We start from the raw sequence: 20,898 nt of genomic DNA on the forward strand, positions 1-20,898 counted from the left end.
CTTGCTTTTCCCGCAGGACGTTGAGATTGCATCGGTGAATCGTCACCGCACGAAGAAAATGCAAATGCATTTTCGAGGATCTCGCCTATTTTTGCTCACAGTTTCTTCAAATTGCAATATTCTCCAAGAAAAGAGCCAATTAATAAATATCAAACACTCACCATGCACCTTTTATTATTGAAAAAGCTGCCGATTTGGCAGCAAGATTTTTAACAACCAGCAGGTCAGATTAGCTGATTGTTACCTTCTGGATCTTCCTTGTCAGAATCAGTACTTGATCTATCCAGTATTTCATTTAATTCCCCAGTATCACCTTTTGCATTTATAACTTCAAATATTTGATTTAAACCCTCAGACGTTATATCCTCATTATCTTTCATATAACTGACCTCCCTCTTAAAATCAATAATATGATTACCAACATATCATTAATTATCCCTGGACTTTAAAAGTAATCCCTCTTCTGTATCTAAAATAGTTTTTTTAAAATCTTTCATCCCTTAATCCTTTGAATATTTATATAAATGAAACCCTGAGTACTTAACATAAAATCCTTCTTTAATAAGATTATAATTGTCGGGTGTTATTCCAAAGAAAAAGTCAGAATCCGGGCCCTGCCCCACCTGACCTACTTCGATTTTTTGATGATTGTTATTATATAAATAATAATCATTAGGAGATAAATTATCAGTAAAGGAACCATCCTCATGAAATATTTCGTTATATAAAAAACTTCCCTTATTGCTACTCATATTAAATGTCGTTGTAAAACTGAAATAAAGATCATTTTTCCGATTTATGACATCTTTAAGGAAAATGTTTGTATTATTTTTTTCTTTTAGTTTGATATTAACTTCTTTTTCTTTACCGTTTTTAAAAGGTATCCATTCTGGCTTAATATAAACCTCAACTGTTACAGGCTTTTTAATTTGATGTAATGTATAGCCATCGTGAATTATTACTTTTTCTAATATACCTTCGCTGGAATAATAATTTTTAAAATAACTATATCCCAATAAAAATGCAGCTACCAATAGAATTACTAAAAAAGCAGCTTTTTGTTTTGGCACTTTATCACCCTTAACTAAAATTCTTTCTTCCTAATATATTCGGGAATGAACAAATAATCTCTTTTTGGGGAGCCTAATAAGCCATTGAGGATCATAAAAAAAGGTGCATAAACCCTTAAAAGTCCATGCACTCTTCTTATTGATGGTTTCGTTACAATGCAATCTTTATACTTTTAAGACTTCATTTTCGCTGTTTCCTCTTCAATTAACTTGCTTATCAACCCTGGAAGCCAGTCAAACAAATCAGTGAATTTGTAGCCCAGGTCAGCTGCCTTTTGATTGCTCATAAAATAGGAGGCAGGAATATTATAAGGCGACTCATTTTCTTCATTCTTTTTTTTCGCCAAAATAAAAGCTTTCCCTGTTCGTTCTTCTATCAACTCCATTAATTCCTTTAACGTATAAGTACCAGTCGCACAGGCATTAAATGGGCCTTCAAAATCAGATGTCCCTATCCATGCCAAAAACTTCCCTGCTTCCTCTTCGGAAATGTATCCAAAAGAAGAATCGGTATTGGTGAAATAGATTTCTTCTTCATTTAAGACTCGATTTATATGAAACTTGAGTCTATTTGTATAATCATTAAGTCCCAAAACAATAGGAAAGCGAACTGCAGCTGCCGAGAAACCTGATTTCTGGAAGATTACAGCCTCTGCCTGGCGTTTACCTTTCTGATATGATACCTCGTTCCCCTCTTTTATTTCGATTGGATAATTGTAAGGGTAAAAGTCCTTTTCCATTAATTCTTGACCGTTTTCCGGCAAATCATATACAGACAAAGTGGAGGTCAAAATATATCTGTCTGTCTTCCCTTTAAAAACTTCAGCCGCTTCCGTGGCATCTTTTGCTGAATAACAAATTTGATCAAAAATTATATCCCATTTTGTATCTGTAAAAGCTATTTTCATGCTATCTAAATCGGAACGATCAACCTTTATCCGGTGAACCCTGTCACCAAATGGATCTTCTGTATTGCCTCTTGTAGCGATTGTTACCTCTATCCCTCTTTCTAACAATGATTCTACTAAATGAATACCGAAAAATCGTGTTCCGCCCATAACCAATGCCTTTGTCATTATTTCACCCACCCTTTTGTTTAATCTTTAAAGGTCACAGTTTAATATATACACCAGAGTATATGTTAAATCCTTTATCTAATTAAACGGCTCTGTACCATCAAAAGATACGGGGTATGATAATACAAAAGGTCTCCGATTTGGAGGACCCTTGATTTTACATTTTACTATTCTTCTCATGTTCCAAAAGCCATTCCTTCCGCCATAGCCCTCCAGCATATCCAGTTAGTTTTCGATTGGAGCCAATAATTCGATGGCAGGGAATCACGATGCTCAGCTTATTTTTTCCATTGGCATTTCCTACTGCTCGTATGGCTTTATCATGACCTATAGAAACAGCGATATCTTTGTATGTAGCAGTTTCAGAAAAAGGAATACCTTTTAAGGTTTCCCATACCTTTCTTTGAAAGATGGTGCCCTCGAAAACATAGGGAAAGGAAAATGTCTGCCGCTCCCCTTTAAAATATTCGTCAAGCTGATGATAGCAATTCTCCAGTGTCTTTGGCGTGTCAGTCTGCTTAACATATAACGGATTTTCCCTGTCAACAAACAAAATGGAATAGACCGCATCATTTGTTCCTATTATTTCGAGTACCCCTATAGGAGATGGATAATCTAATTTATATTGATTAGTCATATAAGGACCTCCATAAATAAAACACTGCGTAGGCTTCCCAGCCTGTCCAGTTTAATGCCATTTCTTTAATTTCATTAATGGTTGGCTTGCCCTCAAGCCCTAGTTGAAACTTTATTGCATTATGAAGCCCTACATCTGTAATGGGAAATGCAGACCTTTGGTGAAGGCATTTCATCATAACATAATCTGCTGTCCAGGCTCCTATTCCCCTCATATTTGTTAAGTAGTTATGGATAGGCAGATAATCTTGTTTCTTAAGAAGGTTTTCCTTCTTTAGTTCGCCTTTTGACATTGCTTTTGCTACACCTATAACGTATTCAGCCTTTCTGACTGTAAACTGAAGTTCCCTCAAATGCTCTATGTCTATTTCTGCAATCCTATCAAAGGAAGGATATAACCAATAGGTTTCTCCTTCAAACATTAGGCCTTCCCCAAAGCGTTCCACAAACCGTTTTTTTAATGTGTAAGCAAATTTTAGATTGATTTGCTGCCCTAGGATAGCCCATGTAAGAGCTTCGAATAAATCCGGAATGCCAATGATTCTTAATCCTCTATATTTACTCGCTATTTGATTTAAAATATTATCGTATAGGGCCATTTCATAAAAGTCTGCTAAATCCTGCTCCAAATCAAACCAATCCACTATAAATTCGGCAGCCAATTTTCGTGCGTTTTTAGATGGATCTCCTAATGGGAACTCCACATTAAGAGCATCAATTTTGTAACTTATTTTCAATAATATTAACTCTTGATCGACCTTTATAAGTTTATATAAATATCCATCCTTAATCCTGTGAAGCAACTCCTGATTCGATCTGTCCAAAAAAACCAAGCATTCCTCAAAATTAAAGTCCCTTGGCGTATTAATTTTTATCATAGACGATAAGTTTGAACTGCTCATATGCCAGCCTCCTGGCTTACCTGGTTTCGATATTTATTCGGTGTACATTTTTTCATTCGTCTAAACACTCTATAAAAATTTGAAGGACTTTGGAACCCAACCTCGTAACAAATATCAAGGTTTGTCATTGCAGTACTTTTTAACAAAAACGCTGCTTTATCAATTCTTATTTTTTCCAAATAAGCACGTGGTGTTTCTTGAGTTTCCTGTTTAAAAAGTCTTTCCAAATAAAAGGGACTCACACCAATATGTGAGGAAATATCCTCCAAAGTCAGATTCTGTTTATAATGATTGACCAGGAAGGAAATCATTTGTCTTACCATACCTTCAAGTGGGGAATGTTCAGCTTCTGGCTGGCATCTCTTGCATGCCCGGTAACCCGCTTCTTCCGCTTGACTGATTGCTAAATAAAATTCAACATTTATTTTTTTGGGTTTTCTGGATCTGCAGGATGGCCTGCAATAAATCTTTGTTGTTTTCACCGCGGTAAAAAAGAAGCCATCATATGTACGGTCACATGCAAGGATTTTCTCCCACATTTCATCAAAAGAAAATACCAAATTTGTCATCAGGAACATACTCCCTTCACTCTAACTGCAACCTATTTTACCAATTATGGAAGTCGCTTTTCATCCTCATTCTTGCTCTTACAGTCTATATTACGTTTAAATACTAAAAAGCTGACCTTTAAAAGCAGCCCGTTAAGTCTTTAATTATTCATTCTGTTATACCAGTGTTTCAATAATCAGTGGGTATTATTTTCTTTTCTCATTTCTTAAAGAAGATTTTAGATAAATAACCCAGGCTATACAAGTATTCCGGACCCAAAATTTATATTTCCTCTTAGTGATTTATGTCACATAGATTTTTTAAAAAATCAATTAAAATACTTTTAAAAGATTCAAAGGAGGAAATAAAATGTTTGCTGCTTGGTTGATTACGATTGGTTTATTCTTTATTGGAATTTATGCATCTATGGTTATAATGAATAACCTAAAAGAAAAAGATCAATTGGATTTAGCTATTTTAGAATCTCAATTTAAAAATATCACAACAAATGACTCAGAGGCTTTGAAAGCCGTAATATAATTTTAGCAGCTTCAGCTTGAAGCTGTTTTTTTATCGGTTAGGAATTTATAGATTTTCACCATGTGCGTAACTCCGAACTAGGTTATTGTAATCCAGCTCCAGCGCCCAGCCCCTCGGGGTCATAAGCCAAATCACTTCAGAATTCAGGATTTCCTACGTGATTCGTCTTATGCCTGTTGGGGCTAACCAGGGCGCTTGCGCCTTTTGTTCTTCCTTGCATTATTATTAAATGCTAAAAAAAAAGGAATTTTACTTCTGTCCCTACAATAAAAAATACACTGATCATTTTAGGACCAATGTACCCCTTCAAATAGCAAATTTAACTAATTTGTCTTTCCTCTGCCTTTGGCTCCCTTGTACGATTATTATTGATTTTATATCCTAAAGCTATATTTCATTAAATATCTCCATTACCACGGTAAACTGAAAGCGCTCCATTTTAAAGATATTTAATTTCCGTTAGTCAACGGAAAAGTTTCTTACTACATCTTAAATCCTAGTAAAAATAAAAATGAAAAAGCTCTTCTTAATCAGAAGAGCCCTGATGTTCCTCAAGGTAATGCCAGTCTGATTCAGTTGGGGGCAGAATAGCTTTCTTTCCCTGTAAATCTACAAATTGACCGTTCCTCAAGATATAGAGGAATACTGCTCCTTCAAAAATATCCCGGTCATTAACGGTTATCGGGCCGACAAGGAGCCTGACTTTTTGATGCAGAAGATTTATCTTTGGGTCCTTAAAAAGCAGAAAGGAATAGGTCCTATTATTTTCATATGGACAATAGGCACCGCCTGCCCCTTGGTAGGATGTTTCTACCTGTATTCTCAAGGAAGAATTTCCATTTTTAAATCGTCTGAACTGAGTAATCGTGCCTTGAATGATATAAAGCCTTCCCTCCTGGATCCATCTTCCATCTGTGCGCAGAGGAGGAGGTGTGTAAGTAGCCGTATTTTCCGTTGTTGGCTGGGTTGATTCAGTGGATGGCTGGGTTGATTCAGTGGTCGTTTTGGCAGAACCTAAAGTGGTGTCGGATTTCGCTGGAGTGTGTGAGGAATTGTTCTTTTTGTGCTGCAGCTTTCTTTGTGTTGTGGATGATTCATGGCTGCAGGCAGCCAATAACAAAGCAATAATGAGAAACAGAGAAGCCGTCTTGTTCATAAGGGTCCTCCTTTTAATACAATTTATATCAATTAATTATTCTTTCTTGGGCAGTTTGACCAACCTTCCTAACCTAATCAATTAAATGGAAAGCCGCTTTTTGCCCACTCTTTAAAGAACCTCCTCCCACTGATAAAGATTCTGTAAAAACCCCCTTTTTTCCTTTTATGAAACGCCCCTTATTCAGCTGAGAAAAAAATAAATATAGGAAATCATCAAGTTGGATATTAACTGGTAATTCGTTCTTTAAGGAGTTAAAAGAAAGCCGGAAATTATTACAGAGTTTGGTCTATGGGTTAGTAATAAATCTAGAGCCATCTATCACCCAATTAAGCTGGACACCTGCCATCATTTTAGTGCTCAAAATAACTTATATAAGAAAAACCTGGCATTCGCCAAGGCCTTTTGGCGAATGTCTTAGTTTTTCTTATGCGTTCAGAATTTATCGATATAAATTCTGATTAGCTAAAAAAATAGAGCATTAATCCATAATGGATCAATGCTCCACAGTTCTATCATTAATCTTTATCAGGCAATAAGGTTTTGTATCCTTTAGTGGATGGAATCAGATCAACATGAATATGTTTTACCTGTGTATAGGCAAGTAATCCTTGAATCCCTAATTCTCATCCTAATCCACTTTGGGAAAAATTGCCACCAATGTACATTTCATAAAAAGTATTACTCATTGGTAATTTCCCTTCCTTCATGATGTCTGTTTAAGGTTTTTTCAGTTTAAACGTACACATGCACTTTCTATTTCCTTTTTTCTAAGGCTTTGACTAATTCCTCGCCCATCAATTCTGAAGAGAATGGGTCACGGCTTGTTACGATTTGTTCTTCTGCCCATACAGCATGTCCCTTTTTACTAAGGTCACCTTTATCATAAATTGCGATTTTTGTTAATTCGTTTTCCAGACTAAATGGTAATATATCCAACAAGCCTTCTGGCTCGATTTCATTTGGATAACCCGTCACTTCTTTACCAGCAATTATACTTTTTCCATCGGGGCGAAGGGTCCAAATTAGCGGAGCGGGTCCATGGCACTCTGCCGCAACAATACCTCCATTATCATAAACGGAATTAATAATGCTGTGCAGGTGATCATTCTTAGCTAAATCATACATGGCACCATGCCCCCCGACAATTAATACAACATCATAATCGGATGGATTAATATCGGATAGCTTTTTGGTTTCATCTGCCCGGCCTGATTCATAAAGAGCTTTATAGGTTCCTTCAGGATCATACTCAGGTAAGAAGCTTACCTTATCAACTGTCGGTTTTCCTCCTTGAGGTGAAGCAAGGTCAACTTGATGGCCAGCTTTTTCTAAAGCTTGTAAGGGCGCAAACAATTCTTCGCCCCACCAGCCTGTTTCATACTCATTCTTTTCATCCTTATATCCACTTGATAAAACAGCCAATACTTTTGCCATTAATAATGCCTCCTTCACTGTTATACGTCTAGTTATTCAGGTATCATTTTTAGTTTCCCTTAAACGTGAAATTAAATATATATACCCCATAAAGTAAATAACCTTATATTTTGTGCTTTAAACGCAGAGAGTTATTGAGCAGGAAGGCAGAATAGTACCCTTATGTCCATGAACGGCGATTTTGGATTCATTTGGAAGAAATCGTTCATCCGGTCTGTGAACCTAATTATTTGCGTTTTCTTATGTATTTTTCATCATTCTCTATTTCTTCATGGGTTGTTCATTTTTTATTCATATTCGTCAGGTACTCTATTTTTAATCAAACATTTAAGAGGCATATATGGAAGTATGTTTCCCTTTGAAAATTAAAAAATTTAGGAGTGACGTAATGAAAAAATGGGTGCTCGCAGGATTTTTAATAAGCGCCTTGGGTTTATCGGCGTGCAGCAGCAGTGCTGTTATGAAGTCCGATGCAGGGAATATCACGCAGGATGAGTTATATCAGGCTATGAAGTCAAAGTATGGAGCACAGACGCTTCAGCAGCTTGCTGCAGAAAAGGTATTGTCAAAAGAATATACCGTTTCTAAAGCTGAAATAGATTCGGAAGTTAAAAAGGCAAAAGACCAACTTGGAGCTCAATTTCAAACTGCTTTACAGCAATATGGTTTTCAAGATGAAAATGACTACCGAAACACTGTAAAACTAAATCTCTTGGAACAAAAAGCTGCCTTTAAAACCATTAAGGTAACAGATAAAGAGTTAAAAGATGCATACGCTGCCTATAAACCTGAGATACGTGCCAGCCATATATTAGTAAAGGACGAAAAAACAGCTAATGATATAGAAGCAAAGCTTAAAAGTGGGGCAAAGTTTGAGGATTTAGCAAAGGAAAAATCAACAGATACTGCCAGTGCCACTAAGGGCGGAGACGTCGGATGGTTCGGCACAGGCGTAATGGATCCGGATTTTGAAAAGGCTGCCTATTCGCTAAAACAAAACCAAATCAGCGCTCCGATCAAAACACAATATGGATACCATATCATTCAAGTGACTGACACAAAATCAAAACAATCATTTGCGAAGATGAAAAATACCCTTACCGCGCAGGTGAAGCAAAGTAAAGTCACACAAGATATGATTCAAAAGGTTTTAAAAAATGAATTTAAGAAATCGAATATTGATATATCCGATAAAGATTTGAAAAAAGCAACGGACCTTTCACAACCTGCTGTTTCATAAAAAAAAGGCAATCCACTTGGGTTGCCTTTTTTTATGATCGTTTTCAATTTATTAGCTGTTATACAATAATTTTTTTAGTCCCAGTGCGGCTGACTTATTTGTTCCTCCTGCAAACGCCATAAGAATTTTATTCAAAATGTCTCTTCACCCTATTTGTCTGTAAGTACTTTTGAGTAGATAATGGGTGCCTTATTTTTAATAGAAACATCAATTAAGGCAACTTCTTTTATTTTTCCATATAAGATCCCGGTTCTGTTTGAACAATAATTAAATGCTTCGGATAGTTTTTCTGAAGCCAGCCTATTTGCAATCGTACAATGTGGTATCCAATTATCAGGTAAGTACAATGAATTAGGATAATTATTAAATCGCTCGAAAGATTTGTGATGGTTTAAATGAAATTCCAGCAGCTCTTTTGTAACCGCAGGTGAAAGAAATAATGCTCCTGATTTTAAAAACGAGCCAATGGTGTTAAAAGTTACATCAATTGATGGCTTATATTTATAAAATTCATCCATCTTATCAATAAAATCAATTATTTTTATGTTGTTGTAACTCGCTAGTGTTATATGCGGTCTTCTATTCTCAACTTCATAGGAATAATGGGAGATGTTCTTTTCTGTCAATTCTCCCCAAATATCTTTTATAGTTTGTTCTGTTTGTCCATCGAAAATAGCAATAAATCCATACATATTGATTCACCTTCAAAATTTAATGAATAAATGTAAATATTAACATTCAACAAAAAAGTGCATTATTCCTTTTAGGATTAATGCACCTGTATTTCAATATTTTTTTAGTAAGCCATTTCTACGATTTTTTTAATGTTCTCTTCATTTGAGTCAATTTGAACCTTCTTACTTAGATGTTTATTTAGTCTATAAAATTCTGGAATTATACTGACCATCGTTTTCATTATTCCATTGGAATTGTGATTGGTGTCCCAATTTTCTAGAAGAGATAATTGCCATTGTTTTAATTTACTTCTTTTGCCCTCAATTTTTGACCAAACTCCGTAAGGACTATCTAAATGTTCTTCCATTTCCAAATACCAGCTGGAAACAATCAGCCATCGCAGTCTCTCCAGATTAGATAAGGCATAATATATTTCATTTCTCATTACTGCTCGGTAGGTTTCGTGAATAAACGCAAGGATCTTCCCTCTCCAAAACTCAACATCAACTGAAGATGGTTCGTAAACCAGTTTAGAGGATTCTATCTTTATCTTACTTAAAGTATTATGTGGGTCATGAAGAACCTCAAGTTCTTTTAACCAAATTGATGGAATAATTTCTTCTGGTGTATGATACCAGCTATCTACTTTAACAAAAGTATCATAATGAGTGACTACATGAGGTACAAAGGGATTAAAGCCTTCGAAAAATAAAACTTCTCCCCACTTTTGCGCTCTTTCCCTTTTTCCTTTGATAAAGGATTCCTTTTTTTCTGGGAGCACAATTGTATGTAAATCAATATCCGAGAAATTATCAAAGTCTCCTTTTGCTAATGATCCACATAAATAAACAGCTAAAACATAAGGATCTTCAGTTAAATCCTTTAAAGCTTTTTTTAAAAGAATTGCTCGATGCTGTGGCAAAGATGCATCCCTATTTAAATGTTTACTTAAAAATCCCACACATAAAACCATCTCCTTATAATTAAAAAACCATCAATGTATTATATTCCCTATATGATTGTAAAACCCTTCTCCATTTAACCAGCAAAACTTTAATAGATACGGGTTTTTGTGGTTTAATCTTTCTTTGTTTACCCTTTTAATTTCATACCCAATAAAAATATCTCAATTTCGAGATTTTTCGGTTGACAGTTAGCTTAGCTATGAGTTACTATTATCTCAGATTCAAGATATCTTATTTTGAAATAAATTATTTGCTTTTTTACTTACTTTAATGAGGTGAAACTTATGAGCTTTTTTAGCAATATATTTGGGACTTCAGCTAATAAGGAGGAGAAAAAAATGGAAAAATTAAATATCGGAATTATTTTAGGCAGTACGAGACAAGGCCGCGTTAGCCCACAAGTAGGAAAATGGGCAAAGGAAATTGCGGACAAACGTGGAGATGCTAATTATGAAATCCTTGATATTGCAGATTTCAAATTACCATTCTTAGGTGAAGGTACAGGTAATGAACCTGGATTAAAAGCTTGGTCTGAAAAACTTACTTCATTAGATGGTTTTGTCTTCATTGTATCTGAATATAATCACAGCATTTCAGGTGCATTAAAAAATGCCTTAGATTCAGCTCGTGATGAGTGGAATAACAAAGCTGCTGGAATAATAAGCTATGGTTCTACTGGCGGAGCAAGAGCAGCTGAGCACTTGCGGGGTATTTTGGGTGAATTGCTGGTTGCCGATGTTCGTGTTCATCCAACATTATCGTTATTTACCGACTTTACAAACTTCAGCGAATTCACACCATCAGATTTACACGAAAATAATGTAAACTTGATGCTTGAACAAGTTATCGCTTGGAGCGGAGCACTCAAAACGTTACGAAAATAATAAGGATAAAGTCCGTACTAAACGGGCTTTTTCTGTCATAAACGCATCTAATGTATTGATTCAAAGCAAAATCAAAAGATAATCAAAAGGAGGTACGTTAAATGTCAAGCTTCCACCGCAAACCTAATATTTTTGTTGGGCAGGTTTTTTTAAAAGTTGAAGATATAAACCGCTCGCTTTCGTTTTACAATAATGTGATTGGTTTTAAAATACTGGAACAAACGGAAAGAAAAGCAATATTAAGTGCAGATGGGAATACTCCCCTCCTTACCATTGAACAGCCGGAGAATGTTATTCCCAAGCAAAAAAGAACAACCGGACTATATCACTTCGCCATCTTATTACCTAACCGGACGGATTTAGGAAAAGTATTAAACCACTTTCTGAAGCTTGGTTACCCTTTACAAGGCGGTTCTGATCATCTTGTAAGTGAGGCACTTTACCTTGCGGATCCCGATGGAAATGGAATCGAAATTTATGTTGACAGGCCTTCATCTAATTGGAATTGGGAAAACGGCGAAGTCCTAATGGCAACCAATCCATTAGATGCTGACAGCCTTCTTGAGGAAGGAAAAGGAGCTCCTTGGGAGGCACTCCCCGTTGAGACCATGATAGGTCATATTCATTTACATGTGGCTGAATTAAATAAAATAAAGGAATTTTATTGCCTGGGCTTAGGATTTAACGTTGTAAGTAAATATGGTAATCAGGCGCTATTCATATCGACTGGCGGCTATCATCACCATATTGGACTAAATACATGGAATGGAACCGGAGCCCCTAAACCTGCAAAGTATAGTGTTGGGCTAGAAAGATTTTCACTTGTTTTTCCAAATAATGAGGCTAGAACGAAGGCTGTTAATGATTTAAGTAATCTAGGTTACATGAGCACTAGTATTGACGGCGATATAATTGTTGAGGACCCATCAGGTAATCTCATTCAATTAGAAATTTAAATAACAAAGGGATTGCTGCTGCAATCCCTTTGTTTACATCTCCTCTGGAGCTCCTATTCCTAATAATCGAAGACCCTCTTTTAGAACAATCTTAACAGCATAAACGATTGATAATCTTGCCTGCTTGTCATCTTCATCATCTAAAATACGGACAGAACCATAATATTTATTAAAGGCTCTTGAGAGTTCGATGACATACTTGGCAATTTGCGATGGATCATATTCTTCCATAGCACGTTTAATAACCTCCGGAAAAGCCATTAAGGAAGTAATAATCGGCCATGCTTCTATATCAAAACTGCTCGAGAGTTCCATGGTTTCTTTAAACTGCCCTTTTCTTAGCAGCGAAGAAGTGCGCGCATGAGTGTATTGGACGTATGGTCCAGTTTCCCCTTCAAATCTTAACATGTCTTCCAGGGAGAATTCTATATCGTTTAGCCGGTAGTTTTTTAAGTCATGGAAGATAACTGCACCCGTCCCAACCTGGCGGGCGACTTCCTCTTTGGAAACAAGGTTTGGATTCTTTTGCTTAATATCCTTTAATGCAAGAGCTATGGCATCTTTTAAGACTTCTTCGAGCAATACCACTTTCCCTTTACGAGTAGACATTTTTTTGCCGTCTTTTAACATCATTCCAAAAGGAACGTGAGTCATTCCTTCCTGCCATTGGCAGCCCATTTTATCTAGCACCGCAAACAATTGTTTGAAATGCAAGGTCTGTTCATTCCCTACCACATATAAAGATTTAACGAAGTGATATGTTTCCTGGCGATAAATGGCTGCTGCCAAATCACGGGTGGCATAAAGAGTAGTTCCATCTCTTTTCTTTATTAAACATGGAGGTAACTCCTCAAGAGGAACGACTTGTGCACCTTCTGATTCTTCCAGTAAATTCATTTCTTTAAGCAGCTCTACCACTCTTTCCATCTTGTCATTATAAAAAGCTTCGCCATGATAGGAATCAAAGTTTATCCCCATCAACTCATATATTTTTGAAAACTCCTTTAATGACTCCTCGCGAAACCATTCCCATAAACTATGTGCTTCTTTATCCCCGTCCTCCAGCTTTTTGAACCAGCCTCGAGCTTCATCATCCAAGCAGATGTCCTTTTCTGCTTCTTCATGGAATTTTACATATAATACTAGTAATTCTTTAATGGGATGCTGTATTACTTTTCCTTCATCTCCCCACTTTTTGTACGCGACAATTAGTTTTCCAAATTGAGTGCCCCAATCACCCAAGTGATTAATCCGGACAGGACGATAACTGCATTTTTCTGCTATCAATGCAAGGGCGTTACCAATCACAGTTGAGCGTAAATGCCCCATTGAAAAGGGTTTTGCGATATTGGGAGAGGAAAAGTCGATAGTGATAACCTGATCATTGCCAAGATTTATAGCGCCGTAATTTTCTTTTAGGGAAAGTACATGCTTAATAACTTCAGAAGAAACCTTCTTTTTATCTAAAAAAACATTTACATATCCACTTACCGCTTCGATTTTTTCAAAAACAGGAGATTGGATTTTATCTGCAATTTCAATTGCTATGCTATGGGGTGACTTTCGAAAAAGTTTTGCCAGTTCAAAACAAGGAAATGCAAGATCACCCATATACTCAAATTTTGGTTTTTCAACCATTAAGACCAATCTGCTTTTGTCCAATTGCCCATTTAGAGCTTCATACAATCCATCAGCAAAGTCATTCTTAAAGTTCATCCTTTATCTCCTCCTCCAAAATAAAAAAACTCCCGCCTCTTTAGTAAATAAAAGAGACGAGAGTTTATTGATCCCGTGGTACCACTCTAATTGTTCTTATCAAATAAAAACCACTCCATTTGGTAACGGGGTGATTCCCCGGTATTCCCTACTCACTTTCAGGAAAACATCTCTAAAGTGCGGTTCATTACCTGCTGCATGCCAAGCTCACACCATCCTTGACTCGCTTTAATTTCGCAAAATAACTACTCTCTTTATCAGTGACTTTATCATTATTTAGAATCATTATATCCAATTATTAGAAAATTACAATATATTTATGAAAATTTTTACTTTTCTTATTTTATCAATCTCATTCATTCTTGTTTAAATTTTCCAGGATATCAATATACCGTTTTTCAAGTTCTTCGTATGTTAATTCTTTTGCTTGTTTTCTTAATTGAAGAAGTTCATCTAAATACCGTTTGTTTTTACGGAATTCCCTTTTATCTTTTAAGTAAGTTACCCAAGTCCAAACAATAAGTGCTATTGAAAAAATCGTAAAAATAATCAAGAGATACAAATGTTTCGTTGGTTTTCCAAAAAATAATAATAAAAGATTTAGGGGAGGACCTAAGGCCACGAGTGTACTGCATATTACCTGCACCAGGTTTGGTTTTGATATATCATATTGTGCTTTCATAACTTTTAGCAGTTGTTTTTTCTCAGACAACTAATCATCCCCTTAGGTGAGGGACTCTCATCTCCTCGATAATCTCATTAATTTAATTCTATAGAAAGCAATGTTTATCCTACCTAGTGTCTTGTTTAATTTTTCCATCAGACTGTAAAAAAACACCCAACTTCTTATAAAAATATCTCTCGGGGATGGCTTTCCAAATCAAAATCATCAATGAACTTTCACTGCCAAAATAAAAAAACTAGTACCCCTGGGATACTAGTTCTTTATGTTAATTTTTAGTATTACAGTTTATTAAAGCAAACCTATACTACTTTTTAGGGATTTCACATCCATTTCCATCACAGATAACCCCGTCTTGACTGTTTAAAACGGTGATTTCATCTTCTGCAATGATTTTCTTCAATGCCTGTACAAACACCTCAGTTGGCTGGGCACCAGTAAGAGCGTATTTTTTATTAATAAGGAAGAAAGGGACACCCGTAACGCCATACTGCTGGGCTGTTTGCTCATCGGCACGAACCTCGTCAGCCATTTCATCGCTTGCAAGCATTTTTTCTGCAGCTTCCCGGTTTAACCCAACTTCTGCTGCCAAATCTGTTAAAGTTTCATGATTTCCAATATGTTTGGATTCGGTAAAATAGGCGCGTAAAATCCGTTCGGTCATTTCCTTCATTAAACCCTGTCTTTTAGCAAACATTGTCAAACGATGAGCATCGAAGGTGTTTGTTAGAATAAGGGTATCCATTTGATAATCCAAACCAACTTCCTTCGCCATTTGCACCATATTTTGAGTGTTTGCTTTTGCTTGAGCTATACTCATGCCGTATTTCTGGGCTAATTTTTCATACATGTTTTCTTTTATATCTCGTTCCATTGATGGATCCAATTCAAAGCATTTATAGGTTACTTCTATTGGATGGTCAATCTGCTTAATGGCGTCCTCCAGACGCCTTTTGCCAATATAGCAGAAAGGTCAAGCAAAGTCTGTCCACATTTCAATATGCATATTTTATCCCTCCAGTTCGATATTCTCCTATAGTATAGGGGTTAAGCTTGTATTTTACACGGGATTTGATTGACTCTCGGCTCGCTCTTGTTTTTGGCCTATTTTTGAAGTATATGAAATAAAATTCCACCTAAACCACTGTTGATATGAGTTAATAAACATTTATAACCTCTTCACTGCCTCTTCGATAGGAGTTACCCCTGACACCAGATCAAAGGCTTTATTAAATGTATTTTCTTCATTAATGACCGCCAGTATTGTTTTAGCTACATCCTCCCGAGGTATTGATCCTCTTTCAAGGTTTTCGGAGGCTTTCACCTTGCCTGTGCCCGGTTCATTAAGTAGGCCGCCTGGGCGGATGATTGTGTATGTTAAATCACTTTGTATGAGCATCCTGTCAGCATAATGCTTTGCTACATAATAAGGCTTAATTTGTTCATTCCAATTTTCACGGTTATGCGCTTGAAGTGCGCTTACCATAATAAATCGTTTTACTCCTGCTTTTTCAGCGGCCTCCACCATTTTCACAGCACCATCAAGGTCAATCAGCAGTGTCTTATCCAGTCCTGTATGTCCGCCAGAACCTGCTGTAAACACGACGGCATCACAACCTTTGGCAGCATCAGCCAGTTGCTCTACTGTACCTTCAAGATTACCCAATGTCCCTTCTATACCTGACTTTTCAAGCTCTTTAATCTGCTCTTCTTTTCGAACCAATGCTCTCACACTAAAATCACTGCTTTCCTTCAAAAGCCCCACAAGCAGCTTCCCGATTTGTCCGTTTGCTCCAACTACTAATACCTTCAAGATAAAAACCCCTTTCTATGAACCGTATCCTCCATATTTCTACCCTATTATTAAAAAAATAAAAGTAGAGAGGTATCTGACTAGTTAATCTTTTACCAGAAAAACAGTTATTTAAGAAATCTCATTTAAAAATTGGAAAATTTTAAGGAAAATTTAAGGAAACACAAGTAGAATGAGCATTGTTAAAGGAATGAATATCGAACTAATAATGGGTATAAGGCCTATATTTTTAAGATTGAATTATAGAGTTATCGTCAAGTAAGCAGAACTAATTTTTAATATAAGGAGATATATAAATATGAAGTCAATTGGCATTGTAAGAAAAGTGGATGAACTGGGACGTATTGTAATACCGATGGAACTCCGGAGGACTTTAGACATTTCAGAAAAGGATCCGTTAGAAATTTACACGGATGGAGATAGTATCATTCTAAAAAAATATATCGTTGATATGGCCTGTTCTTTAACTGGAGAAATATCAGATAAAAACCGCAAATTGGCCAATGGAAAAATTATTTTAAGCCCGGATGGTGCAAAAGAGTTAGTTAAACAGCTTAATGAGCTTTTCCAGTTAACTTGATAATATGTGTTTTTTAAAACAAAAAAACTCGTCCTACATGGCGAGCTTTTTTCGTTTTTTTAAGATTCGACCAGTTCCTGACAGTGTTTCATTAAATATTTAGGAAAGCTTAAAGCAGAATTTATTCTCTCCTCTTTAGCAGGGAAAATCCTGGCCTTCACACCTCTGCGAATATTTATTGCTTCCCGGATGATGCTGTGCCATTCTTCTGGCATATGTATCAATCCGTAATCACCCGCGCCCATTTTTGAAATAAAATCATATTCTTTTAAGGTATAATATTGACGTAACAATCCAAGGACGGTCCATTCAACTTCAAAATCAATTTCTTGAGCAGAAAGTTTAAGTAGATTCTCCTTTGAATTCTCTAATCTATGTACACGAGTTGCCCAATAGGTATTCATATTTTCCAGCACAAAAGAAATCAGTTCCTGTTGGTTAAGTTCCATTCTAAGTTCTGTTCTGTTTGGTCCTAAAATGTTTATTCCTCTCGTTTTAAGGAGCCACCAAGTAACGGGGTTAAAATGAGTGTCAAAGGCCATTTTTCCTCCATTGTAGTATGGGTAATAGGAGTTATCATAAGTTGCAATATTACCTAAGTCCTCCCAGAGAATATATACTCCATCCATTTCTGGCTTTTTATATTTATTGGAAATAATGTGGTGGATCTCCGATAATTCCTGTACTTCATCCTTACGTAAACGATTCTCAGTAATAGCAATAAAATCAATATCACTTGAATCTTTAATATATGCATCAAGTACAATTGATCCATGCAAATATAATCCTTTAAGTTTATTCGGCAAACGTTTCTTCCATAAGGTAATATAGTCGTCCAATAATTGATAAGCATCCTTGGGGATTCTGCTCATAATCCTCTCCTTGACTTCTAAGTGTGATATTATTGTATCCTGCCAAAAACAAACGTTTTATTTAGAAGTCTTTTCCTTATCGGTTAAATGTAAAGGATTTAAGCTTTTCCATTCATAAATTAATAAAGTTAATACCTTTCCCTGGATTTCAATTGTTGTCGACCTGTAAAGTTCCGCACCCAATTTTTCATAAAAGAACCTGGATTTATTATCCTCTAATACCTCAACAAATACTTTTTTGTATCCTAACTCATTAAATGTTGAAAACAATTTCTCGACCAGCTTATTTCCAATTCCTTTCCCTTGGTATTTTTCTAGGATATAAATGGAAGTTAAGTCACCTGAGTTTTCGACGTCATTGGTATCCCTTCTTCCTCCGTCGGCAAATCCAACAATTTCCCCCTCATTACTTTCTGCAACAAATACATTATTGTCGCTCCTTGAAATATTATTTATCCATAGAGTTGTCCTCTTATCATAAGTAAGATTGTCTAAATAGCTGTCAGGAATGATATTTTTGTAGGTCGTTCTCCAGCAATCTACGTGCACCTTAGCTATTCCTTCAGCATCAGATAATTTCGCTTGCCTTATTATCATTTATTAGCCCCCAATTGATTTATTATTGTAAAAATAATATGCCTGCCTAGAGGCTATACATTATCCTGTCTCTCTTTTGGTTTCCATAAATACTAGGTCCATAGGGAATGCATACTGCTAGTCAGCAAGCAGCAGCTTCCTTTTTTAAGTTTTCTACTGGAAGTTTTTACTCACTATATCCTATTCATAATATTACGTCAATTTCATTATTAACTAACCCCACCTCTTGGCTCACGAAAGAATTTCAAGTCTTGAATCCTTTAATTATGCTTTTTACTTCTTATTCAAAGCACCTAACATTTTTACTAGCTTCATTTCCTGAATGGTTGAAAGCAACTTAAATCGTTCTTCTTTTCTGTTTAAGTGCTTTCGAAATCTATTAGGATTTTTTATTTGTTTATATTTTCATTGTTCCTCTTATCGGCATCTTCAATAAATTTAATAGTTATTTTTTGCACCTTTCTATAGACTGCAGTAGCCATGATGGCGCCTCCGGCTGAAAGCAGTGAACTCCAAACAAGCTTCTTTGTCGATTTTTTCATATAAACATCCTCCCAGTGTTCGTTATAATATAGGTCTTACCCCATTTCTCTGCTCTTTAAAAAAGTCTTACCTTTTTTGACTTAAGGACTCTCATAAAATCAATAAAATAAGATTGTAATGATAATTACCGACTTTTCTAATATCAAAAAAACCAAACCGTATTGAATGTTCAAGTTCTAAATACAAAAGGCTTGCAGTGACATTCCAACTGCAAGCCTTATTATTATAGAAAGGTTTAGATGAAGAATGGAAAAAATGGACCAAATGCTCGTATTCCAAAGAATGGGAAGCCGAATAACCCAAATGGTCCCCAGAATGGAAAAAATCTGCTTTCATCACTTGATTCCATTGCTGTATGAGGCAGATTGGCGCTTGGCATAATGATATACATTTTATCATGGTCATAGCTGTGGAAAATTCCTTGATAAACTGAACCATCATTTTATTCTACCTGTACAAATTGAAATAAATGCTTTTTTGCCTTTTCATGGTGATCACTCATATCCCTCAGAAACTGGGTACTGCTTTGATCCAAATATGGATGCATTCGTTTACCTCCTCTTTTTATTCCATTTACAAAAAATTCCTAACCATAGTCAGGTGTTACGATGTTTTTTATAGACAAAGATTGTACGCCATAAATTTATCGATGTGTCCGTAATAATTGTAATTGACATTTATGGAATAAAAAGGATAAAATATACTTACCTACCATGTATAACAAAGTAGTTCTTTTTTTTGTTTAGCTATCTTGTTAAACCAAATAGCGGTCCTTAACCAATTTGCCTTATTAATAAGGAGTAAGAAAGGAAGCTATAAAATGTCATTAAGAAGTCAATTATTAAAAGGAGTTTTGGATGGCTGTGTGATGGCTGTTATAGAAAAGGAACCTGTTTATGGCTATGAGCTGTCCAAGAAGCTTCAGGATATCGGATTGGCTGATGTGAGCGAAGGTACTATTTATCCCGTTTTGCTCCGACTTCAAAAAAATGGACTTATAAAGGGAGAAATGCAGCCCTCCGAATCAGGTCCCAACCGAAAATATTATAGATTAACAGATGAAGGAAAAGAGTCACTTAATACCATTGCCTATGAGTGGAAACACATCGTTAATCCAGTTAATTCTTTATTTAAAGGGAGGAATTTACCGTGAAGGCCAAACAATTAATTGAGGAGAATAACAGAAAACGAGAGCTTCTTAACCCTCAGAATGAAAAATACTATATGGACATGTTACTTTACATTCGTCTGCAATTAACTCTTTCCGAGCAACAGTCCGAGGAGGTATTAATCGAAATGCTTGATCACCTTCTGGATGGCCAGCAGGAAGGCAAGTCGGCACAAGACATTTTCGGTGATGATCCCAAAGGCTATGCAGATGAAATTATTGAAAATTTACCGAAGGAGCGGAAACGAAAAGTTTTTCCTTTTATTAGTGGGATAGTCATTAATATCGTAAGTTGGTTTTTAATGATTCGTGGTGTGATTATACTGGCTGCCTCACAATTCAAGAGTATCCCCACAACAATTTATCCATTCACCGCTCTTATTGAGTTTGCAGTTACTTTGGGAATCACCTTATTTGGTGTATGGTATATCTTTAGGATCATCAGGCAATCGCTATTTCAAAACAAAACTAATGAGAAAAAAAATATGCTAAAAGTGGGTCTTTTCGCAGCGTTTTCCATGTTAATCTTCATGCTAATAAATCTTTTAATACCAAAGTTTGGCCCAACCTTCCAGTTTAACTGGTGGTCTTCTGTACTTGTCGGAGGAGGCATTTGGGCAATCCTATCTATGCTAAAAAAATTTGAAGTTGGGTTTAATTAAACACCGTCTTTCACCCCATTTTGCAGCTTCTAAATGGGGATCTTTTTAATTGTATGTAATTTGGAAATTCTTACTCAATATTCTTAAGATTTCAAGTTATTTTCCTATTCTGTGTATTTGGGAGATCCTTCCATTAGTGGAAATAGAGGTTTATAATAACCATATAGTGTTAATCAACC

The 20,898-nt window shown here is 35.9% G+C and carries 24 protein-coding genes and 1 other annotated feature; of the genes, 7 read left to right on the forward strand and 17 right to left on the reverse strand.

Annotated elements, in window-relative coordinates; genetic code table 11:
* Positions 1-224: 224 nt before the first annotated feature.
* From G8761_RS09410 to G8761_RS09435, 6 genes are all read right to left on the reverse strand, one after another.
* The gene (locus G8761_RS09410) at positions 225-380 is read right to left on the reverse strand and encodes a hypothetical protein (protein WP_166025905.1); all 156 of its coding nucleotides are present in this window, start codon (positions 378-380) and stop codon (positions 225-227) included.
* Positions 381-500: 120 nt separating this feature from the next.
* Positions 501-1,070 carry a hypothetical protein gene (locus tag G8761_RS09415; protein WP_166025907.1) on the reverse strand — a complete coding sequence of 190 codons (570 nt, stop codon included), beginning with the start codon at positions 1,068-1,070 and terminating at the stop codon, positions 501-503.
* A gap of 173 nt (positions 1,071-1,243) precedes the next feature.
* Complete coding sequence (locus tag G8761_RS09420; protein WP_166025914.1) at positions 1,244-2,146, reverse strand: NAD-dependent epimerase/dehydratase family protein; 903 nt, start codon at positions 2,144-2,146, stop codon at positions 1,244-1,246.
* A gap of 157 nt (positions 2,147-2,303) precedes the next feature.
* Positions 2,304-2,783: a methylated-DNA--[protein]-cysteine S-methyltransferase gene (locus G8761_RS09425; RefSeq protein ID WP_166025916.1), complete on the reverse strand. Its 480-nt coding sequence runs from the start codon at positions 2,781-2,783 to the stop codon at positions 2,304-2,306.
* Complete coding sequence (locus G8761_RS09430; protein WP_166025918.1) at positions 2,776-3,684, reverse strand: DNA-3-methyladenine glycosylase family protein; 909 nt, start codon at positions 3,682-3,684, stop codon at positions 2,776-2,778. Before G8761_RS09430 ends, G8761_RS09425 begins: the two co-directional genes overlap by 8 nt.
* Positions 3,681-4,253 (reverse strand): bifunctional transcriptional activator/DNA repair enzyme AdaA, encoded by a 573-nt coding sequence (locus G8761_RS09435; RefSeq protein WP_166025920.1) that lies wholly within the window; start codon positions 4,251-4,253, stop codon positions 3,681-3,683. Before G8761_RS09435 ends, G8761_RS09430 begins: the two co-directional genes overlap by 4 nt.
* Before the next feature lie 349 nt (positions 4,254-4,602).
* On the opposite strand from G8761_RS09435, the gene G8761_RS09440 reads away from it, so the two are divergent.
* The gene (locus G8761_RS09440; protein ID WP_166025921.1) at positions 4,603-4,773 is read left to right on the forward strand and encodes a hypothetical protein; all 171 of its coding nucleotides are present in this window, start codon (positions 4,603-4,605) and stop codon (positions 4,771-4,773) included.
* Positions 4,774-5,299: 526 nt separating this feature from the next.
* Here G8761_RS09440 and G8761_RS09445 read toward each other — a convergent pair.
* Complete coding sequence (locus G8761_RS09445; RefSeq protein ID WP_166025923.1) at positions 5,300-5,929, reverse strand: hypothetical protein; 630 nt, start codon at positions 5,927-5,929, stop codon at positions 5,300-5,302.
* A gap of 756 nt (positions 5,930-6,685) precedes the next feature.
* A complete protein-coding gene (locus G8761_RS09450) occupies positions 6,686-7,366 on the reverse strand; it encodes a type 1 glutamine amidotransferase domain-containing protein (protein ID WP_166025925.1) in 681 nt (226 codons plus the stop codon).
* Between the two features lie 388 nt (positions 7,367-7,754).
* Here G8761_RS09450 and G8761_RS09455 point away from each other — a divergent pair, with 388 nt between their 5' ends.
* On the forward strand, positions 7,755-8,606 hold the full coding sequence (locus G8761_RS09455; RefSeq protein WP_166025927.1) for a peptidylprolyl isomerase: 852 nt from the start codon (positions 7,755-7,757) through the stop codon (positions 8,604-8,606).
* Between the two features lie 149 nt (positions 8,607-8,755).
* On the opposite strand, the gene G8761_RS09460 is transcribed toward G8761_RS09455, so the two are convergent.
* Together G8761_RS09460 and G8761_RS09465 are read right to left on the reverse strand one after the other, a co-directional pair.
* Positions 8,756-9,298, reverse strand: coding sequence for a 2'-5' RNA ligase family protein (locus tag G8761_RS09460; protein ID WP_166025929.1), 543 nt, complete (start codon positions 9,296-9,298; stop codon positions 8,756-8,758).
* A 104-nt stretch (positions 9,299-9,402) separates the two neighbouring features.
* Complete coding sequence (locus G8761_RS09465; protein ID WP_243449956.1) at positions 9,403-10,203, reverse strand: nucleotidyltransferase domain-containing protein; 801 nt, start codon at positions 10,201-10,203, stop codon at positions 9,403-9,405.
* A gap of 381 nt (positions 10,204-10,584) precedes the next feature.
* Between G8761_RS09465 and G8761_RS09470 the strand changes: the two genes are divergently transcribed.
* Together G8761_RS09470 and G8761_RS09475 are read left to right on the forward strand one after the other, a co-directional pair.
* Entirely contained in the window at positions 10,585-11,130 is a 546-nt protein-coding gene (locus G8761_RS09470) for an NADPH-dependent FMN reductase (protein ID WP_207789171.1), read from the forward strand.
* 101 nt (positions 11,131-11,231) lie between these two features.
* A complete protein-coding gene (locus tag G8761_RS09475) occupies positions 11,232-12,086 on the forward strand; it encodes a VOC family protein (protein ID WP_166025935.1) in 855 nt (284 codons plus the stop codon).
* 33 nt (positions 12,087-12,119) lie between these two features.
* Here the strand turns inward: G8761_RS09475 and argS are convergent, their stop codons facing one another.
* The 4 genes from argS to G8761_RS09495 all read right to left on the reverse strand — a co-directional run bounded on the left by argS (position 12,120) and on the right by G8761_RS09495 (position 16,297).
* Positions 12,120-13,802, reverse strand: coding sequence for an arginine--tRNA ligase (gene argS, locus G8761_RS09480; RefSeq protein ID WP_166025937.1), 1,683 nt, complete (start codon positions 13,800-13,802; stop codon positions 12,120-12,122).
* A 49-nt stretch (positions 13,803-13,851) separates the two neighbouring features.
* Positions 13,852-14,072 (reverse strand) — a binding site (T-box leader).
* An 82-nt stretch (positions 14,073-14,154) separates the two neighbouring features.
* Complete coding sequence (locus tag G8761_RS09485; RefSeq protein ID WP_166025939.1) at positions 14,155-14,514, reverse strand: hypothetical protein; 360 nt, start codon at positions 14,512-14,514, stop codon at positions 14,155-14,157.
* A 277-nt stretch (positions 14,515-14,791) separates the two neighbouring features.
* Positions 14,792-15,445 (reverse strand): DsbA family oxidoreductase, encoded by a 654-nt coding sequence (locus G8761_RS09490; protein ID WP_338000937.1) that lies wholly within the window; start codon positions 15,443-15,445, stop codon positions 14,792-14,794.
* Between the two features lie 207 nt (positions 15,446-15,652).
* On the reverse strand, positions 15,653-16,297 hold the full coding sequence (locus tag G8761_RS09495; protein WP_166025943.1) for an SDR family oxidoreductase: 645 nt from the start codon (positions 16,295-16,297) through the stop codon (positions 15,653-15,655).
* A gap of 298 nt (positions 16,298-16,595) precedes the next feature.
* Here G8761_RS09495 and G8761_RS09500 point away from each other — a divergent pair, with 298 nt between their 5' ends.
* Positions 16,596-16,877: an AbrB/MazE/SpoVT family DNA-binding domain-containing protein gene (locus tag G8761_RS09500; RefSeq protein WP_166025946.1), complete on the forward strand. Its 282-nt coding sequence runs from the start codon at positions 16,596-16,598 to the stop codon at positions 16,875-16,877.
* A gap of 59 nt (positions 16,878-16,936) precedes the next feature.
* Here the strand turns inward: G8761_RS09500 and G8761_RS09505 are convergent, their stop codons facing one another.
* From G8761_RS09505 to G8761_RS09515, 3 genes are all read right to left on the reverse strand, one after another.
* Positions 16,937-17,749, reverse strand: a complete 813-nt coding sequence (locus G8761_RS09505) for an aminoglycoside adenylyltransferase domain-containing protein (RefSeq protein WP_166025948.1) — start codon at positions 17,747-17,749, stop codon at positions 16,937-16,939.
* A 57-nt stretch (positions 17,750-17,806) separates the two neighbouring features.
* Positions 17,807-18,346: a GNAT family N-acetyltransferase gene (locus G8761_RS09510; RefSeq protein WP_166025950.1), complete on the reverse strand. Its 540-nt coding sequence runs from the start codon at positions 18,344-18,346 to the stop codon at positions 17,807-17,809.
* Positions 18,347-18,735: 389 nt separating this feature from the next.
* Positions 18,736-18,888, reverse strand: coding sequence for a hypothetical protein (locus tag G8761_RS09515; RefSeq protein WP_166025952.1), 153 nt, complete (start codon positions 18,886-18,888; stop codon positions 18,736-18,738).
* A gap of 821 nt (positions 18,889-19,709) precedes the next feature.
* On the opposite strand from G8761_RS09515, the gene G8761_RS09520 reads away from it, so the two are divergent.
* Positions 19,710-20,042 (forward strand): PadR family transcriptional regulator, encoded by a 333-nt coding sequence (locus G8761_RS09520; protein WP_166025954.1) that lies wholly within the window; start codon positions 19,710-19,712, stop codon positions 20,040-20,042.
* On the forward strand, positions 20,039-20,719 hold the full coding sequence (locus tag G8761_RS09525; protein ID WP_166025956.1) for a DUF1129 family protein: 681 nt from the start codon (positions 20,039-20,041) through the stop codon (positions 20,717-20,719). Before G8761_RS09520 ends, G8761_RS09525 begins: the two co-directional genes overlap by 4 nt.
* The last annotated feature ends 179 nt before the right edge of the window (positions 20,720-20,898 follow it).

The sequence above is a fragment of the Neobacillus terrae genome, assembly GCF_011393025.1.
Lineage (GTDB): Bacteria > Bacillota > Bacilli > Bacillales > Cytobacillaceae > Neobacillus_A > Neobacillus_A terrae.